The sequence below is a fragment of the Pseudoalteromonas sp. SR45-6 genome, from assembly GCF_014163545.1.
Lineage (GTDB): Bacteria > Pseudomonadota > Gammaproteobacteria > Enterobacterales > Alteromonadaceae > Pseudoalteromonas > Pseudoalteromonas rhizosphaerae.
This window is the reverse complement of the sequence record NZ_JACJDM010000077.1, coordinates 1-16,415: the sequence shown is the minus strand read 5'-3', so window position 1 is coordinate 16,415 and position 16,415 is coordinate 1. Positions and strand designations below refer to the sequence as shown.

Annotated in this window: 14 protein-coding genes; 3 read left to right on the top strand and 11 right to left on the bottom strand. The window is 41.9% G+C overall.

Going from position 1 to position 16,415, the window contains the following annotated elements; genetic code table 11:
• Positions 1-123 precede the first annotated feature (123 nt).
• The 10 genes from H5158_RS20865 to H5158_RS20820 form a co-directional block, all read right to left on the bottom strand.
• Positions 124-1,218: a flagellar basal body P-ring protein FlgI gene (locus H5158_RS20865; RefSeq protein ID WP_149981574.1), complete on the bottom strand. Its 1,095-nt coding sequence runs from the start codon at positions 1,216-1,218 to the stop codon at positions 124-126.
• Positions 1,219-1,229: 11 nt separating this feature from the next.
• Complete coding sequence (gene flgH / locus H5158_RS20860) at positions 1,230-1,913, bottom strand: flagellar basal body L-ring protein FlgH (RefSeq protein WP_182740804.1); 684 nt, start codon at positions 1,911-1,913, stop codon at positions 1,230-1,232.
• An 18-nt stretch (positions 1,914-1,931) separates the two neighbouring features.
• Positions 1,932-2,720, bottom strand: coding sequence for a flagellar basal-body rod protein FlgG (gene flgG / locus H5158_RS20855; RefSeq protein WP_149981578.1), 789 nt, complete (start codon positions 2,718-2,720; stop codon positions 1,932-1,934).
• 21 nt (positions 2,721-2,741) lie between these two features.
• Complete coding sequence (locus H5158_RS20850; protein WP_182718213.1) at positions 2,742-3,506, bottom strand: flagellar basal body rod protein FlgF; 765 nt, start codon at positions 3,504-3,506, stop codon at positions 2,742-2,744.
• 159 nt (positions 3,507-3,665) lie between these two features.
• Positions 3,666-5,021 carry a flagellar hook protein FlgE gene (gene flgE, locus H5158_RS20845; protein ID WP_182740803.1) on the bottom strand — a complete coding sequence of 452 codons (1,356 nt, stop codon included), beginning with the start codon at positions 5,019-5,021 and terminating at the stop codon, positions 3,666-3,668.
• A 56-nt stretch (positions 5,022-5,077) separates the two neighbouring features.
• Positions 5,078-5,770, bottom strand: coding sequence for a flagellar hook assembly protein FlgD (locus tag H5158_RS20840; RefSeq protein ID WP_182718215.1), 693 nt, complete (start codon positions 5,768-5,770; stop codon positions 5,078-5,080).
• Positions 5,771-5,784: 14 nt separating this feature from the next.
• Positions 5,785-6,216, bottom strand: coding sequence for a flagellar basal body rod protein FlgC (gene flgC, locus H5158_RS20835; RefSeq protein WP_149981585.1), 432 nt, complete (start codon positions 6,214-6,216; stop codon positions 5,785-5,787).
• Positions 6,217-6,218: 2 nt separating this feature from the next.
• Positions 6,219-6,629, bottom strand: a complete 411-nt coding sequence (gene flgB / locus H5158_RS20830) for a flagellar basal body rod protein FlgB (protein WP_182740802.1) — start codon at positions 6,627-6,629, stop codon at positions 6,219-6,221.
• 199 nt (positions 6,630-6,828) lie between these two features.
• Complete coding sequence (locus H5158_RS20825) at positions 6,829-7,659, bottom strand: protein-glutamate O-methyltransferase CheR (protein WP_149981589.1); 831 nt, start codon at positions 7,657-7,659, stop codon at positions 6,829-6,831.
• Between the two features lie 20 nt (positions 7,660-7,679).
• The gene (locus tag H5158_RS20820) at positions 7,680-8,612 is read right to left on the bottom strand and encodes a chemotaxis protein (RefSeq protein WP_149981591.1); all 933 of its coding nucleotides are present in this window, start codon (positions 8,610-8,612) and stop codon (positions 7,680-7,682) included.
• A gap of 141 nt (positions 8,613-8,753) precedes the next feature.
• Between H5158_RS20820 and flgA the strand changes: the two genes are divergently transcribed.
• The 3 genes from flgA to flgN all read left to right on the top strand — a co-directional run bounded on the left by flgA (position 8,754) and on the right by flgN (position 10,278).
• Positions 8,754-9,461, top strand: a complete 708-nt coding sequence (flgA, locus tag H5158_RS20815; RefSeq protein WP_182718216.1) for a flagellar basal body P-ring formation chaperone FlgA — start codon at positions 8,754-8,756, stop codon at positions 9,459-9,461.
• Between the two features lie 78 nt (positions 9,462-9,539).
• Positions 9,540-9,854 carry a flagellar biosynthesis anti-sigma factor FlgM gene (gene flgM, locus H5158_RS20810; RefSeq protein ID WP_149981594.1) on the top strand — a complete coding sequence of 105 codons (315 nt, stop codon included), beginning with the start codon at positions 9,540-9,542 and terminating at the stop codon, positions 9,852-9,854.
• Positions 9,847-10,278, top strand: coding sequence for a flagellar protein FlgN (gene flgN, locus H5158_RS20805; RefSeq protein ID WP_182718217.1), 432 nt, complete (start codon positions 9,847-9,849; stop codon positions 10,276-10,278). Before flgM ends, flgN begins: the two co-directional genes overlap by 8 nt.
• A 122-nt stretch (positions 10,279-10,400) precedes the next feature.
• Here the strand turns inward: flgN and H5158_RS20800 are convergent, their stop codons facing one another.
• On the bottom strand, positions 10,401-16,361 hold the full coding sequence (locus H5158_RS20800; RefSeq protein WP_310736710.1) for an Ig-like domain-containing protein: 5,961 nt from the start codon (positions 16,359-16,361) through the stop codon (positions 10,401-10,403).
• Positions 16,362-16,415 lie beyond the last annotated feature (54 nt).

Here is a 16,415-nt window from a genome sequence, read left to right as displayed (position 1 = left end):
CGAGTTTGCGAGTTTGCGAGTTTGCGAGTTTGCGAGTTTGCGAAAGTATAAAAGCGTTGATTAATTATGCAAGTCAAGGCCCCCTAAATGCAAGTTAACGCAAACTTAGGGGGTCAATATGGTTTAAATAACCACGAGTTGACCGCTAATGGCACCCGCTTCTTTTAATGCTTCTAGTATCGCCATTAAGTCACCAGGCGCTGCTCCAACTTCGTTAATTGCGCGCACTAAATCGTCAAGGCTAACACCGGGGTTAAATACAAAGGCCCGAGAATCATCTTCGTTAACATCAATAATACTTTGATTAGTAACGGCAGTTTCCCCTTCACTTAATGCGTTAGGCTGCGATACATTTTGCTGTTCTGCGATCGTAACGGTAAGACCACCATGGGTAATTGCCGCCGCTTGTAACCGCACGTTTTTGCCGATCACTATGGTGCCAGTGCGTGAATTTACAATAATTTTTGCCGAAGTATCGGCAGGTTTAAACTCTAAGTTTTCAAGCGTAGACAAATAAGCAACACGCTGCGACGCATCACGCGGGGCAATAACACGAATTGAAGCGGCATCAAGGGCATGTGCACTGTCTGGGCCGATAAGCTCATTAATGGTTTGCTCCAAACGTTTAGCAGTAGTGAAATCAGGACGATTTAAATTAAAAGTTATGTAATCACCTTGCATAAAAGGACTTTTAATTGCCCGTTCAACCGTTGCGCCATTTGGAATACGTCCTACCGTGGGCGTGTTCATTACGATCTTACTACCATCAGCTCCTTCGACACCTAACCCGCCAACAATTAGACTACCTTGCGCGATAGCATAAGTATTTCCATCAACCCCTTTCAAAAAGGTTTGTAGTAATGTTCCACCACGTAAGCTACCCGCACTACCAATTGACGATACAGTAATATCGATTGTCTGCCCTGGCTTTCTAAATGCAGGTAATTCTGCATGCACAGCAACCGCTGCTACATTTTTGATTTTGGGTTTTAAATTCGATGCCATGGTAATACCAAAACTATTTAGCATGGCTTTAAAACTTTGTTCAGTAAAACGACTTTGCTCACCGGTGCCAGGTAAACCTACTACCAGACCATAACCAACTAACTGGTTTGAGCGAACACCTTCAACCATTGAGACATCCTTGATACGTTCAGCGCTAGCAATAGAATGCCAAGCTAATAAACATATACACAGCAACGCTTTCAAGCTATTCATATCAACATCCTTTAAAAAGGGAACAGAGAGCTAGTGAAGAATCGAGTTAACCATCCTGCCGTTTGAGTCTCTTGCATTTGCCCTTTACCAGAATACTGAATACGCGCATTTGCGATTCTGTTAGAGGTCACAGTATTATCTGCAGTAACATCTTGCGGGCGAACAAGACCTTCCAAACGAATAAATTCTTCGCCGGAGTTTAAAGTCAGCCATTTTTCACCACGGATCACTAAATTACCATTAGGTAATACCCGCATAACATTTACGGAAATATCACCAAATAAACTATTAGATTGATTTGACTTAGTATCACCTTTGAATTTAGCACCGCTGCCCACACCAAACTGAATACTATCGCCACCAATATTAACCGGTAGTCCGCCTAATCCAATGACAGGATCTAAGCTGGCATCACTTTGTTTATCCGTTTCAGTTTTAGCTGCTTTAGATGATTGCGTCGATTCTTGCAGTTTAACTGTAATAATATCTCCGGTGCGTAACGCTTTTTTATCTGAATATAAATCGTTTGATAAATTGCTATCAAACAATGAGCCTGTCGGCACAACTTGCTCTGCAGCAGGCTCTGGGTACATAGGAGCATAGTATGGATCATCTTGAACCACGCTGTGGTTTTGAGTCGTCATACAACCACTCAATATAAATGCACCCGTTAAGACTATAGATAAATTACGCATAACTTTGCTCCGAATTAGTTAAAGTTGCTGACTGATGTAACTCATCATTTCGTCAACCGCTGAAATCACCTTTGAATTCATTTCATAGATACGTTGAGTTTCAATTAGGTTAACTAACTCTTCGGTTACATTTACGTTAGAGGTTTCAAGTGCGCCTTGGACAACAGTGCCTAATCCTTCTAGACCAGGGTTACCTTGTACAGGTGCGCCACTGACGGCCGTTTCGGTATATAAATTTTGGCCTACAGGCTCTAGACCTGATGGATTGATAAAGTCACTGATCGTTAACTGACCAATCACCACATTCTCAGGTTGTCCTTCTATTTTCACAGACACCTCACCATCTTGTGATACGGTAATTGACTTCGCATCATCAGGTACATTCATTTCTGGCTGCACAGGAAAACCTGCACCAGCAGTAACAATACGACCATCCTCATCCGTGGTAAATTGACCATTTCGAGAATAGGCGATATTGCCATCGGGCTGTAAAACTTCAAAAAAACCTGGCCCTGATATCATCCAATCCAATGAGTTTTCAGTGGTTAACATGTTACCTTGAGAAAAGTTCTTCTGATTAGCAACTACTTTGGTACCAGCACCAAGCATCAGACCAGAAGGCATCTCTGTATCTTGTGATGAACGCCCCCCTGGCTGATTAATATTTTGATAAAGCAAATCTTCAAATACAGCACGACTTTTCTTATAACCAACAGTACTGGCATTGGCTAAATTATTTGAGATAACCGAAATATCGGTTTGTTGAGCATCAAGCCCCGTTTTACTTATCCACAATGCAGGATTCATATTAATGTCCTCTCAATAAAGTTAAACAATACGCAGCAATTGAGTTTGACGTTCGTCAATTTCTTCAGCCGTTTTCATTAACTTAACTTGTAATTCAAATTGGCGTTGATGGCTTATCATATCCACCATCTCATGTACCGGATTCACATTTGACATTTCCAAAGTGCCACTCATTACTTTCACATCATTAGAGATGTCACAAAATCCACATATACCATTTTCCAGTAACTCGGGTTTTGGTCGAAATAAGCCATCATTGCCTTTTTCAAGCTCAGAATTATTTGCCTTAATTACCTTCAAACGGTCAACAACTTCTAAAAAGTTAGCCGGCGCACCTTGCGGGCGAACTTGGATTGAACCATCGTCACTAAATTCGACTTTCTCCACTGGCAATGGCAAAATAATCGGTCCACCTTCGCCAATAACTTGACGCCCGTGACTGGTGATCAAAGCGCCATCAGGGGTGATATTCAACGTGCCAACTTTAGTATATGCCTCATTCCCTGAAGCATCTTGCACTGTAAGCCACCCTTTATCGCTCATAGCAATATCAAGATCACGTCCAGTTTCAACAATACCGCCGGAAGTCATATTAGAGCCTGGCCGTTCCTGCATAGTAAAAACACGTGTCGGTAAGCCTTCACCAAAAGCTTGCATTGAGCGCGCTTGCGCGAAGTCAGCTTTAAAGCCTGTGGTATTGGCATTTGCTAAATTATTTGCTTTAAGCTCTAGGCCCCGCAAACTTTGCTTAGCTCCAGACGCTGCAATGTAGACCATCTTGTCCATAACATCGACTCACGTTAAAAATCTATAACATGACAAATGCAAGATAAGTGCCACAATAAAATGACGTAATAAATTACAAAATATAATCAAGCACAAATAAAAAAGGCTGCTAATAAATAGCAGCCTAGGTGTCGGATTGTAAAAAATATTAAAACGAGATTAACGGATCTGCAAAATAGCTTGCTGTAGTGTTGAATTCACTTCGAGTGCACGCGAGTTAGCTTGGAAGTTACGCTGTGCGCTGATCAAATCAACAAGCTCATTGGTTAAGTTCACGTTTGATTGCTCTAATGCTGATGAGCTAATCTTACCAAATGCGCCTGAATTTGCTTCACCCGCTACAGGGTCACCTGAAGTTAAACTTTTCTTCCATGACGTATTGCCTACTTGTTGTAACCCCTGTGAATTGGGAAAACGGACTAACGCAACTTGACCTAGGTAGTTAGAGTCACCATTACTATAAGAAGCAACAATTTTTCCATCAACACCAATGTCTATATTTGCCAACCGTCCCACAGCAGCACCATCTTGAGATAATACTTTATTTTCAAACTTGCCTGCATGCTGGGTCGGGATTTTTGCAGAGGTACCTGCTTCATCACGCCAGTTGATAGTTACATTATTAGGAAAGCTAGCACCATTGCTTAAAAACCCTGTCAAATTAGTGCTATCTAACACAACAGGGTTAAATGTATTGCCTGTATTTGCGGTACCATTGGTGTTAAGTGGTAAGCCGTTCGCATCAAACTGAAATGTTGAAATTGGATTAAATGGTCCAGTAGCGCCTTGCGAGCTTCCATCTGGGTTGAATGCTTGACCGTCTAACGTGGCATAGGTTTGCCACTCATTAGCATTACCTGTAACAGCTGCATCCGTTTTCACAAAAAACAATTGCATAGTATGCGGCTCACCTAGCGAATCATAAACATTGGTTGAGGTAGAGTGAGTATATGACCCTGATTGAGTTGGATCAAATGGTGTAATAGTCGGTGTATCTTTGGTCGAATCCAATCGAAATGACGAATATACACTTGAGGTAGCCCGCGGGGAACCTGATGAATCAGGAATTTGAATCGCCCCAGAGGAGGTTAAACTTACTGATGTTGCATCTCCACTAATTTCATCAACAGGAAAGCCTTGTAAGTAATTACCTTGTGCGTCAACGATAAAGTTATCTTTATCTAATTTAAACGCCCCTGCACGAGTGAATGTTTTATCTTGTGAGCCTAACTCATTGCTAAGAGCAAAGTATCCTTCACCTCCTATAGCAAGATCGAGTGAATTTTTAGTGCCTAATGTTGAACCTTGATGAAACTGCTGTGCTACAGATGCTGTTTGTACACCATCACCATTTTTAGTTTTACCCGAAGAAAAAACTGATGATGAATAAACATCGGCAAACTCAGCTCTCGATTCTTTAAAACCGTAGGTATTTACATTAGCGATGTTATTAGCAGTAACATCCAAATCTTTTTGTGCGGCAGCAATGCCAGTTAATGCAATATTAAAACTCATAATTCACCTCTAACCTATAAAATTTAGCCAATAGGCTAAAAAATAAATAAAATTTATCACGCAATTTCTGCGACATCAGACAGCTTAACTGCCCCTTCTTTAGTGTTAATAATAATACCGTTAGCGCCATTAATATTGACGCTATCAATATTTTTATAAGAGGCCATGGGTAAACTAGTAAATTCTTCGCCCATGCTGCCCTCTGCTTTGATATTGTATTCTCCTGGCGGAAGGCTCTCACCGGCTTCATTTTTTCCATCCCAGTTAAAACGTAAGCCACCAGCAGGTTTATCACCTAACTCAATTACTCTCACTAGTTGTCCGGAAGCATCTGTAATACTGAGCCTTAAATCTTTAACGGGACTTTCAACAGCAATCATGCCCGAGACATCACCACTGCTGTTAAGATCTAATGTATCTGATTCAACTAAAGCTTTTTTGCCTACCAGAGTTGATGCTTGCAACGCTGAATTAGAGGTCATTGAAGCAGCCAAAGACTCAAACTTTGAATTTAAATTTGAGATACCTTCTGCCATGGTAAAGTTCGTCATTTGTGCAATCATTTGGTCGTTGTCCGCAGGTTTACTGGGATCTTGAAACGACAGTTGCTGCGTTAATAATGAAAAGAAATCCTCTTGCGTTAATGCATCACTTTTCTTTTCACCAGTCTTTTCGTCAGCCTCTTGTTTACTCGGCCAACGAAGCGAATCTATATAGCTTGATGATGCAGTATTTATGTCGTTACTCATAATCTAACCCTCAATTACCGCTGCCCAAGCAACAGTGTTTTACTTAACATTTGCTTCGCTGCATCAGCAACTTGCACATTGGTTTGATAAGAGCGTGAGGCGGAAATCATATTAGCCATTTCTTCAACGACATTAACGTTAGGTTTGTAGATATAACCATTTTCATCCGCACTGGGGTGATTTGGGTTATATTCAATTTGCAGTGGTTTATTACTCTCTACAATGCCTAGTACTTTAACGCCAACAGACGATCCCTGCGTATTACCAGTTGATTCTGATGCTTTCATCAGTTCAGCTGCAAAAACAGGGTGACGCGCCCGGTAAGTTTTGTCTTGGCTTGAGCTAATGCTATTGGCATTGGAAATATTACTTGCGGTGGTGTTCAAACGCACATTTTGCGCACTCATACCACTACCTGAAATATCAAAAACGTTATATAAACTCATGCTTAGGCTCCTTGACTACCGAGGGCTTTTTTAAGGCCTTTAATTTTACTACTCATAAATTGCAGGCTTGCCTGATACTCTAATGAGTTCTTTGTATACAAGTTTCGTTCCACTTGTATATCAACCGAGTTACCATCACCTGTATCTGCTTGATTTGGCGAACGAAACATTTCACCATTACCGATATAACGACTACCACCTGCAATGTGATTCGGGTTAGTTGTTACCATGTTATTGCCGCCTTGCTGGTGGCTTTTTGCCGCTTTCAATGCTGAGGCAAAGTCGATATCCTTCGCTTTATAGCCCGGCGTATCAGCATTAGCGATATTGGTTGCTAATAACTCAGCACGTTGCGAACGGATCAACATTGCATGAGGATGAACCCCAAATGCTTTATCAAAACTGATAGCCATAACCATCTCCAAAAAATTGACTTAAGATGATTAATGCAAAAGGTGAGCCAACTAGATTAGTATTTTATGAAGTGTTTAATTTTTGATTTAAAAAGAAAAACGATGTGGAGGCACATCGTTTTATCGTATTCTAGATTCGGCTTTACTACCGATGAGATTTGAGTTACTTACGTTTTAGCGCGTTATTTACGCTGGTAAGTTATTTCTTTTGATAAATAATACCAGGATTACAGCGTACCATATCAAACTCGTTACTTAACCCTGACATAGACTCTGAAGCACCTAAAAATAAATACCCCTTAGGGTTAAGTGCTTGAGCAAACTGAGCAATAATTTTGGCTTTCACCTCAGGTGCAAAATAAATCAGCACATTACGGCAAAAAATAATATCAAATTTGCCCATTAGTGCGTATGAATCTAATAAATTAAGGTGTCGAAAACTCACTAATTTTTTTATTGAGTCGTTAACTTGCGCCATCCCATTGCCGCTATCTTTGAAGAACTTCTTCCTGCGCTCTACCGACAGCCCTCTAGCTAAAGCAAGAGAGTCATATTCTGCATGTTTACACATATCTAACATAGTATTAGAAATATCGGTGCCGATGATCTGCGCGCCCATTTTTAATACACCCGGCTGCTTAGCTTGAAACTCAGCGACCGACATGGCAATAGAATATGGCTCTTGTCCTGAGGAACTTGCCGCTGACCAAATTTTCAACGGTCGACGCAACTCTTTATGCTCTGGGAATAACTTACTTTGTAATAGTTCAAACGGGTATTGATCCCGAAACCATAAAGTTTCATTGGTCGTCATAGCATCAACAACTGCGGCACGTAACTGCCGCTCATGCGGACTCAGTGTTTTACTGACCAATTGTGACAATGACTCAACATTGAAACGAACCATTAGCGGAGCAAGCCTGCTTTTGACTAAATAAAGCTTATTATCACCCAAAACAATGCCACATTGTTGCTCTAAAAAAGAACGAAACTGATCGTACTCACTTTGTTGTAAATGCTTATTTTCCAAAGTAACACCGCCTTTTCAAATTAGTCACAATGAACCCATTTTTTCACTGCTGTAGCTAACTCATCCGGATTGAACTTAGCAATAAAGTCATCAGCCCCCACTTTTTCAATCATCGCTTGATTGAACACACCACTGAGTGATGTATGCAGAATAACATGTAATGGGGCTAACTTTGGATCTGCTTTTATTTCAGCCGTGAGGGTATAACCGTCCATTTCTGGCATTTCAACATCAGAGATCAATAAACCAACTCGCTCGGTAATATCATGCTTACAGTCAAGTGCAGCAATTTCCCGGAGGCGAATTAATGCTTCTTTCCCGTTTTTAGCAAGCTCAGTCTGCACGCCTAACGGCTCTAGAGCACGTTTGACTTGATTACGAGCAACGGCAGAGTCATCGGCAATAAATACGATGCGCTCACCTAAGTCTTTTTGAATTTCACCATCATTAGCTATTGCTGCACTGACTTCAGTATTTACCGGGCAAATTTCATTTAATATTTTTTCTACATCAAGAATTTCGACTAACTCATTTTCAATTTCTGTCACTGCTGTTAAATACGAATATCTGCCAGCCCCAGACGGTGGCGGCATTATTTTTTCCCAATTCATATTTACAATTCGCTCAACGCCGCCAACCAAAAAACCTTGTACGGAGCGGTTATATTCAGCAATGATAATAAAACTATCTTTAATATTCTCGATCGCAGGGCCACCTACAGCCATTGATAAATCAATAACAGAAATAGTTTGCCCACGTATATGTGCGACACCTCTTACATAGGCATTCGACTTCGGCATGTTTGTTAAAGGAGGGCATTGCAGTACTTCTCTCACTTTAAACACATTAATACCAAAGCGCTGCCGCCCTCTTAGCTTGAATAATAATAATTCAAGACGGTTTTGCCCAACCAATTGAGTACGTTGGTTAACTGAGTCTAAAATGCCTGCCATTTCAATCTCCTGAAGAAAGCGAATAAGAACGGAACAATAATTGCTTTCTTTCTGTAAAGCTACATAACTACACGGGAGCGTCTGTTTATTGACGCTAAATATTTATACCCTGTTTTCAACCATAAGCATAGTCGAAACATTATGAGTTTGTTAAAAAAAAGCCGAAGATACAGTGTTTTTTATTTTCTTGCTAGCTTATGCCTAGTTACTCCACTGTATGCACAAACATATAGCAAAGAACAATTGCAAGAACTTGCTGTATCCCATGTCTATGATCAATTAGACCCTAATACCGCCGATGATAAGGAACTCAATGCTCTAACATTGGATAGTCGGATACCTGATCGTGGCTGCAACAGCGACCTTGCATTTAATATTCCTACTGAGCCGCCATTTAATCGCCAAATAACCGTACAAATAAAATGTGATGACCTCAATGGTTGGAGTCAATATGTTCATGTACGTATGATTGAACTCACACCTGTGATTATAGCCACTGAAAATTTAAGTCGCGGGGAGGTTATTGAAGCTCATCATTTACGTTTGATTATGAAACCAAAACATTTCGTAAGAGCGCAGTATTTACAAAATCAAGAGCTGCTGATTGGTAGCCGCAGCAAACGTAATATCCGCAGTGGTTACCCTGTTGCATTAAATCAAATCTGTATGGTCTGCAAAGGCGATAATGTCACTATTTTTGCAATAATTCGAGGATTGAAAATAAAAACTTCCGGTTTAGCCCTAGAAGATGGTACTTTAGGAGAGCAGGTAAAGGTTAAAAATGCAAAGTCAGGGAAAGTTTTAAATGCCCGCGTTGATGGTGTTGAGTCTGTGCAGGTAATTATTTAAATTTTCGTATTTGTGCTAAAGTTTCTAACATGGTTGCCGATAACAAGGCATGTGTTGGATAATGTATAGGTTAAAATCATGGTAAGCCAAGTAAATAAAGGTCAGCAACAGGCTAATGTGTTGACCAATGCTAAACAGCAAAAAATTGATTTACAAAATAATAATGCTAATACTGCGCAAGCAACTACGCCAAAAGCGACTGCTGACTCAGTAAGCTTAACGCCACAAGCGCAACAATTAAAATCTTTGCAAGATAAAGCACAGCAATCTTCTGGTTTTGATAGCAACAAAGTGGCTGAGCTAAAAAAAGCAATTACTGAAGGTAAATATCAAATCGATGCTGAAAAGCTAGCTAAAAATATCGCTGCATTTGAGTTTGATGTGTATGGCTGATCACACCAGTTTGATCAGTTCTAAACTTGTTATGCAGCTAAATTGCTTAACATCCCTTGCTGATATCTTAGAAGATGAATTAACCGCTATAGCCTCCCGTCGTGGCGAGGGCCTTAAAGATATCGCGAAACAAAAACTTACCTTTTTAAGTCAAATTCAAACGTTAGATAAAGAACTCAAAGCCTTATTTGCAGGTAATGACGTTGAATCTGACGAAGTAACAAGCTTAACGAGTGATGTGCATAAGCTATTAGAGTCATGTAAAAAGAAGAATGACGTTAATGCTCATGCAGCCCACCATGCACAATTAACAGTAAAACAATTAAAAGACATTTTGATTGGTGTGCCAACCTCTACAACATATGACCAAGATGGTAGTGTTGTTCATGGTAACAGTAAGATCGTCCATAACTTAAAAGCATAATTTGACTCCTACTTTTAGTTTTACAAAATTCCCTTTATTATTTTTCTTTCCCTATTTAAAATTATCTCGAAAGTGATTAAGCGCGGGACAACCCGCGCCTTATATCTTTTGCTTAACAATAATTAACTATCAATTTGATTATTGCCGCTTTCGATTAATTTCTTAATCATTTCCTCTGATTGATTTTGCACATCAAGAGCAGGCTCCGCAGTAGCTTTCTGCTGTGCTGTAAACACCAGACTATTACTCTCACTCACAGGATCGAGTGCGAGCAAGTTATTTTGTTCACTCTCTGCAAGAAGATCTGCAACTGTTAATTGACTCAGTTGTGGTGTTAATTCAGATACCGGAGCAACACTGCTAATTTTACTTAAATCAATACTATCATCGTTTGATGATAATAATTCAGTACTATTATCACTGCCACTGAATTCAGCGCTAGGTTCAACACCTGCAGAACTAACATCCACTCCATTTATCTCAAGGTCCTGACCATTAATATCAACCACTCTTATATTACCGATTGAATCTGTAATGCTAAAGCGAGCATCGCTTAAGCCTGCGCCAAGTAAATCGGCCAAATTTACATCAACAATGCCGATATTCCATGTGCCATTATTTACAACAGCCCCACCATCACTTAATAAGGTGATCCCGAGTGCCAGCGCATTATCAAGCCTTACAATAGCTCCATCTTCAGCATCAGTTTCACCATCAAAACCTGTCACAACTAGGCCTAACAATATACTATTTGTATCTATGTTCGTAAGTGATGGCGGGATAGTATCTATCTCAAGACCTGTCATCGCAGAGGTAGCAGTGGTATTCCCAGCAATATCTGACACTGTTGCACTGACGGTATAACTGCCATCAAGCAGAATATCGTTTGGTGAAATACTCCAACTACCATCGCCTTGCGTAGTAGTTGTTACTGATGTTTGCGCTATACCATTATCAAATATCAGCGTGACTGTGCGCCCAGCTTCACTCGATGTGCCGCTGATTTCAGGTGTCGCATCATTGGTTAATATCAGCCCACTCGTAATGGCAATAGTCGGAGCAACCGTATCAATAACACCTGATTCTTGTACCGTGGTGGCATTACCGTATTCATCCTGCACGGTCACATCCACAGTATAACTACCCGCTGCAAGTGCTGTATTTGGTTCAATTAACCAATTACCGTTACTCGCAGTTGTGGTTGTAACCGTTTGCGTGTTACCTGCCGCATCAGTAAACAATACAGTAACTTGGCTATTTCCAGGTGCACCAGTTACTGTGCCGGTGATCTGAGGTGTTAAATCATTTGTGTCACTGATTACATCAATAGCAATAACAGGACCCGTTAAATCTAATATTAGTGTCGCGGTATTGCTACCTTGATTACCTGCACTATCATTAACCGAGGCGGTAATTGCGACACTCCCTTCAGCCAGTATTTGATTTGATGCAACACTCCATACTCCCCCAGCTTGTACCATAGCAGTAACTGTATCTGTAGTACCTAAGCTATCAACTAGTACTATGGTAACTATTGAACCGACTCCCGCATCAGTGCTACCCGATATTACAGGTGTTGCATCGCCACTAGTACCAGGCTCATTAATAGTCAATACCGGTGCAGTAATATCAACTAAACCGCTAACACTAGCATCTGCTGTTAGCCCTGCTTCAGTGACTGTCGCTGTAACAGTATAAATACCTTCGCTAAGAGCTTGAGTAACTAAGACAATCCACAAACCATCGACTACTGTTGTATTATAAGTTTGTGTCTGGGCCGCGCTATCCGTTACTGTAACAACGACTGCACTGCCATCGACAGCGTCACTACTGCCACTGAAATTGGGAGTTGTGTCATTGGTATCTGCAGGAGCAACAATTGCAATGCTTGGTGCACTGGTATTCAATAATCCAGTTACCGACGTTGAGGTTGTTGAATTACCCGCTAAATCAGTAATACTTGCAGCGACTGTGATAGTGCCGTCAACCAGTGAATCTGTAACATTAATTGACCAACTGCCATCGGCTTGTACTTGCGTCGTATAAGTATAACTGGAATTATTATCGGTAACTGTGACGCTCAATTGCGTACCTGCAGGCTCATTAGTTAAACCACTGAGTTGAGGGGTGGCTACATTTATAGTCCCTATAGAATCAACCGAAATAGTTGGCGCACTGGTATCGATCACAGCTGTTGTTGAAGCTGTTGTAGTCAGGGCCGCACTATCTGTCACTGACGCTGTTGCTGTGAATGTGCCATCAGGTAAAGCTGCTGCCGTGGCTTGCCAATTACCATTACTATCTATAGTAGCAATTAAATTTTGAGTATTACCATTACTATCCACCACAGTAATAGAAACTGTGCTTCCTTGTGGCTCATTTGAATTACCACTTATGGTTGGCGTACTATCATTAGATAATGATAATGGCGCTATAGTTAACTCTGGTGCTTCTGTATCTATACTTAGGTTCGCTGTTTGATTGATACTGTTACCTGCACTGTCACTCACAGTCGCATTAATATTATAATCGCCATCAGTAAGAGTCGTTGTAGTGACTTGCCATAAGCCAGATCCATTTACTAAAGTTGTTAGTGTTTGGCCATCAATGGTTACGGTTACCGTTGCTCCTAACTCATTACTTGTACCGCTAATCGTTGGAGTCGCATCACTGGTAATTGATAAAGGATTTATAGTGAGTGTTGGCGCGGTAGTATCAATTACACCACTGGCCGTCTGCTCAGTTAGGTTGCCGACTCCATCGCGCACACTCGCTTGAACCGTATATTGTCCATCACCTAAGTCTTGCGGTACATTAACTGACCAACTGCCATTCGCTTGCACTGTCGCGCTAAAGGTTTGTGTTGCAACTCCTTGACCAGTTACCACCAATGTTACTTGCGCTCCCTCACCTAAATCAGTGGTTCCGCTAATAGTTGGGGTGCTATCCATCGTCAATGCAGGGGTAGATAACGTTAGTTCAGGCGCCGTATTATCAAAATCCAAAGTACTAATAGTCGTGGTATTGCCAGCCGCATCGGTTGCCGAGGCTTCAACGTAAGCTAGTGTCAGTAATGATACCGATAAATTCAATACGCTCCAATCACCGTTCGCATCAACCGTTGCAGTGTAAGGTAAACCAACAGCGCCTCCCACTAAATGGTTTGTAATGGTAACAACACTGCCTTCAGGTAAATCTGATGTGCCAGATAAGGAAACCAAACTGCCTAGAAGGAAAGAAGGGACAATCGTAAGTGCAGGTGGTGTAATATCGACTTCACCGCCCGTTTTACTGTCTTCTCCTTGATTACCCGCCATATCAGTGATTGTTGCTTTTACGGAATAAACACCTTCAGCTAACGCGGTATTTGCAGCTGCTTGCCAATCACCTTGAGCATCCGTAGTAACTGTTACAACCTGTTCAGTACCACTTGCGTCAGTAAAGGTCACCTCAACAGTGGCATTCGCTTCATCAGATGTCCCACTAATAAGTGGCGTTGTGTCTTGTGTTAATATCAAACTACTTTGATCAATTGTGATCTCAGGGTCAATACTATCTATAACAGCATTAGCGGTTAGTTGCCCTACATTACCCGCAGTATCGGTGACCACAGCAGTGACTGAGTAAGCGCCTTCCGCAAGTGCTTGGGAAGCTTCGACTTGCCATGTTAAATCTGCTGCGAGTGTTGTATTGATGGTATGACTAGCCCCTTGTGCGTCAGTAAAAGTAACAGCAACGGTGTTGCCAGCAACAGCCCCCACAGCTCCCCCTGAAACAATTGGGGTTTTATCTGCGGTGCTGCTTAATGGATCAATCAACACTGTTGGTGGAGTTAAATCTATTTCACCTGTTGTTTGAGCCAAATTGCTATTCCCAGCAATGTCAGTGATAGTTGCAGCAATGCTATAACTTCCTTCTGCAAGCGCACTTCCAAGCGCTACAGACCATGTACCATTTGCTTTAACTGTTGCCTGCACAGATTGCTCTGTGCCAGTACTATCAGTGATCAATAATTCAACTACAGTGCCTTGCGCAGCATCTGATGTGCCACTAATTAATGGTGTTGTATCATTTGTAATACTAGGCGAATTGACAGCCAATGTTGGTGCGGTTAAGTCTATTGCTAGGCTAGTACTTGACGAGCCAGTTAAACCGTCCTCGCTGACAACTGCATTCACAGTATAGCTGCCTTCAACAAGTGCATTACTGACATCAATAGTCCATTGCCCAGCCAAAGCTTGAGTAGTCAATGTTTGCACAACAATGCCCGAGGCAATAATTTCAATCGTTACATTCGTACCATCTCTGGCATCGGTGGTACCAGAGATAGTTGGTGTTGTATCCATCGTTGCTTGTAAACTCGCAATCGAGATAGTCGGCGCATTAGTATCCAATGTTGCGTTACTTGAAGCCGATGCTTGATTGCCAGCAGTGTCACTCACATTAGCCGTAATAGTAATTGCGCCATCGTTTAATGCATCAATAACTTGAACTGACCAGCTGCCATCTGCTTGTACAACAGCAGTTAGTTGATAACTGTTTGAGTCATCATTGACATTCACTGTTACCGTGGCGCCTATTTCATCACTACTCCCTGAAATCATCGGTGTACTATCATTAAATGTGCCTAGTCCGTTCAAGGTTAAACTAGGATCTAATGTATCAACCGTGCCATTACCTTGAACTGTGCCTATATTGTTAGCGGCATCAGTAATAGTAGCCGTAACAATGTAGTCACCATCAGCAATATCAGCGGTTGGAGTTGCTGAATAACTGCCATCGGCTTGCACTAGTGCTGTAAATTGCTGAGTGTCACCGTTTGCATCAACCAACACGATAGCCACTTCAGTTCCCTGCGGCTCTGTTGACGTACCAGAAATTTTTGGCGTCGCATCGTTGCCCACTCCAAGGGCTGTGATTGTAAGCACTGGTGTCGTGCTATCTATGGTCAGTGTCGCAGATGCCGTTTGTTGATTACCTGCATCATCGGTGATCGTTACATCAACCGTGTAATCACCATCAGTCAATGCACTTGGTAGCGTTACTTGCCAAGTGCCATTACTTGCCACTGTCGCTTGCAACGTTTGTCCTGCAATTGTGACCGATACATCTCCGCCTATTTCATTACTGCTGCCAGTTATTGTTGGGGCAGTATTTGCTGTTGGCGCTAAATTATCGATAAATAAACTTGGCGCCACACTATCAATCACTCCAGTCGTTTGCTCAGTAGTCAAATTACCAACCCCATCGCGCACAGAGGCAGTAACGGTATAGGTTCCCTGTGCAATAGCTTGCGGCACAGATACTGACCAGGTTTGATCAGCCTGTACCACTGCGGTAAATGTTTGGCTGACATTATCACTATCAACCACTGTCAAATTAATCACAGTGCCTTGACCCATATCCGTATCACCTGAAATAACTGGCGTTGTGTCGTTGCTCAACGCGTCAACACTGACCGTTAAATCAGGTGCTACGTTATCAAAATCGAGTGTGCTGACCGTACTAATATTTCCTGCTGCATCAGTTGCGCTGGCAGTAACATAGGCAAGGTCAAGTAATGGCACCGTTAAGTTAAGTAATTGCCAATTACCATCAGTATCTGTAGTTGCCGTATAACTTGCACCAATTAACCCTCCCACTAAATGTTCCGTGATAGTGATGGTGCTTCCCGCTGGTAAGTCTGAATCACCTGATAGCGATACTAAATTGCCAAGTAAGAAGGAAGGTATAATTCTCAGTTCTGGGGCGATGGTATCCACCACGCCGTTGTCACTGGCGCTGGCTGTATTGCCTGCATCGTCGGTGATACTGGCAGTCACTGTGTATGCACCATCAACCAGCGGTTGCGTGGCCTCGGCACTCCAATTACCACTGGCATTGGTTTGCACTGTCACGGTATGGCTGCCATTAGCATCCGTAAAGGTAATCGCAATGTCACTGCTGGCTAGATCCGATGTGCCTGTCACCACTGGCGTATTATCATTCGTCAATGCCGGTGCATCGATGGTAACGCTTGGCGCGGTTGTATCTATCACCCCAGTTTCGCTATCGGTGCCGGTATTGCCTGCGGAGTCTGTCACACTGACATTGACTGTGTACTCGCCTTCGATAATCGCATTACTGGCCTCCACGGA

Excerpts from the sequence above, each read along its gene's own strand:
- H5158_RS20865 (WP_149981574.1), bottom strand. The coding sequence starts at position 1,218 with ATGAATAGCTTGAAAGCGTTGCTGTGTATATGTTTATTAGCTTGGCAT.
- flgH (WP_182740804.1), bottom strand. The coding sequence starts at position 1,913 with ATGCGTAATTTATCTATAGTCTTAACGGGTGCATTTATATTGAGTGGT.
- flgG (WP_149981578.1), bottom strand. The coding sequence starts at position 2,720 with ATGAATCCTGCATTGTGGATAAGTAAAACGGGGCTTGATGCTCAACAA.
- H5158_RS20850 (WP_182718213.1), bottom strand. The coding sequence starts at position 3,506 with ATGGACAAGATGGTCTACATTGCAGCGTCTGGAGCTAAGCAAAGTTTG.
- flgE (WP_182740803.1), bottom strand. The coding sequence starts at position 5,021 with ATGAGTTTTAATATTGCATTAACTGGCATTGCTGCCGCACAAAAAGAT.
- H5158_RS20840 (WP_182718215.1), bottom strand. The coding sequence starts at position 5,770 with ATGAGTAACGACATAAATACTGCATCATCAAGCTATATAGATTCGCTT.
- flgC (WP_149981585.1), bottom strand. The coding sequence starts at position 6,216 with ATGAGTTTATATAACGTTTTTGATATTTCAGGTAGTGGTATGAGTGCG.
- flgB (WP_182740802.1), bottom strand. The coding sequence starts at position 6,629 with ATGGCTATCAGTTTTGATAAAGCATTTGGGGTTCATCCTCATGCAATG.
- H5158_RS20820 (WP_149981591.1), bottom strand. The coding sequence starts at position 8,612 with ATGGCAGGCATTTTAGACTCAGTTAACCAACGTACTCAATTGGTTGGG.
- flgA (WP_182718216.1), top strand. The coding sequence starts at position 8,754 with ATGAGTTTGTTAAAAAAAAGCCGAAGATACAGTGTTTTTTATTTTCTT.
- flgM (WP_149981594.1), top strand. The coding sequence starts at position 9,540 with ATGGTAAGCCAAGTAAATAAAGGTCAGCAACAGGCTAATGTGTTGACC.
- flgN (WP_182718217.1), top strand. The coding sequence starts at position 9,847 with ATGGCTGATCACACCAGTTTGATCAGTTCTAAACTTGTTATGCAGCTA.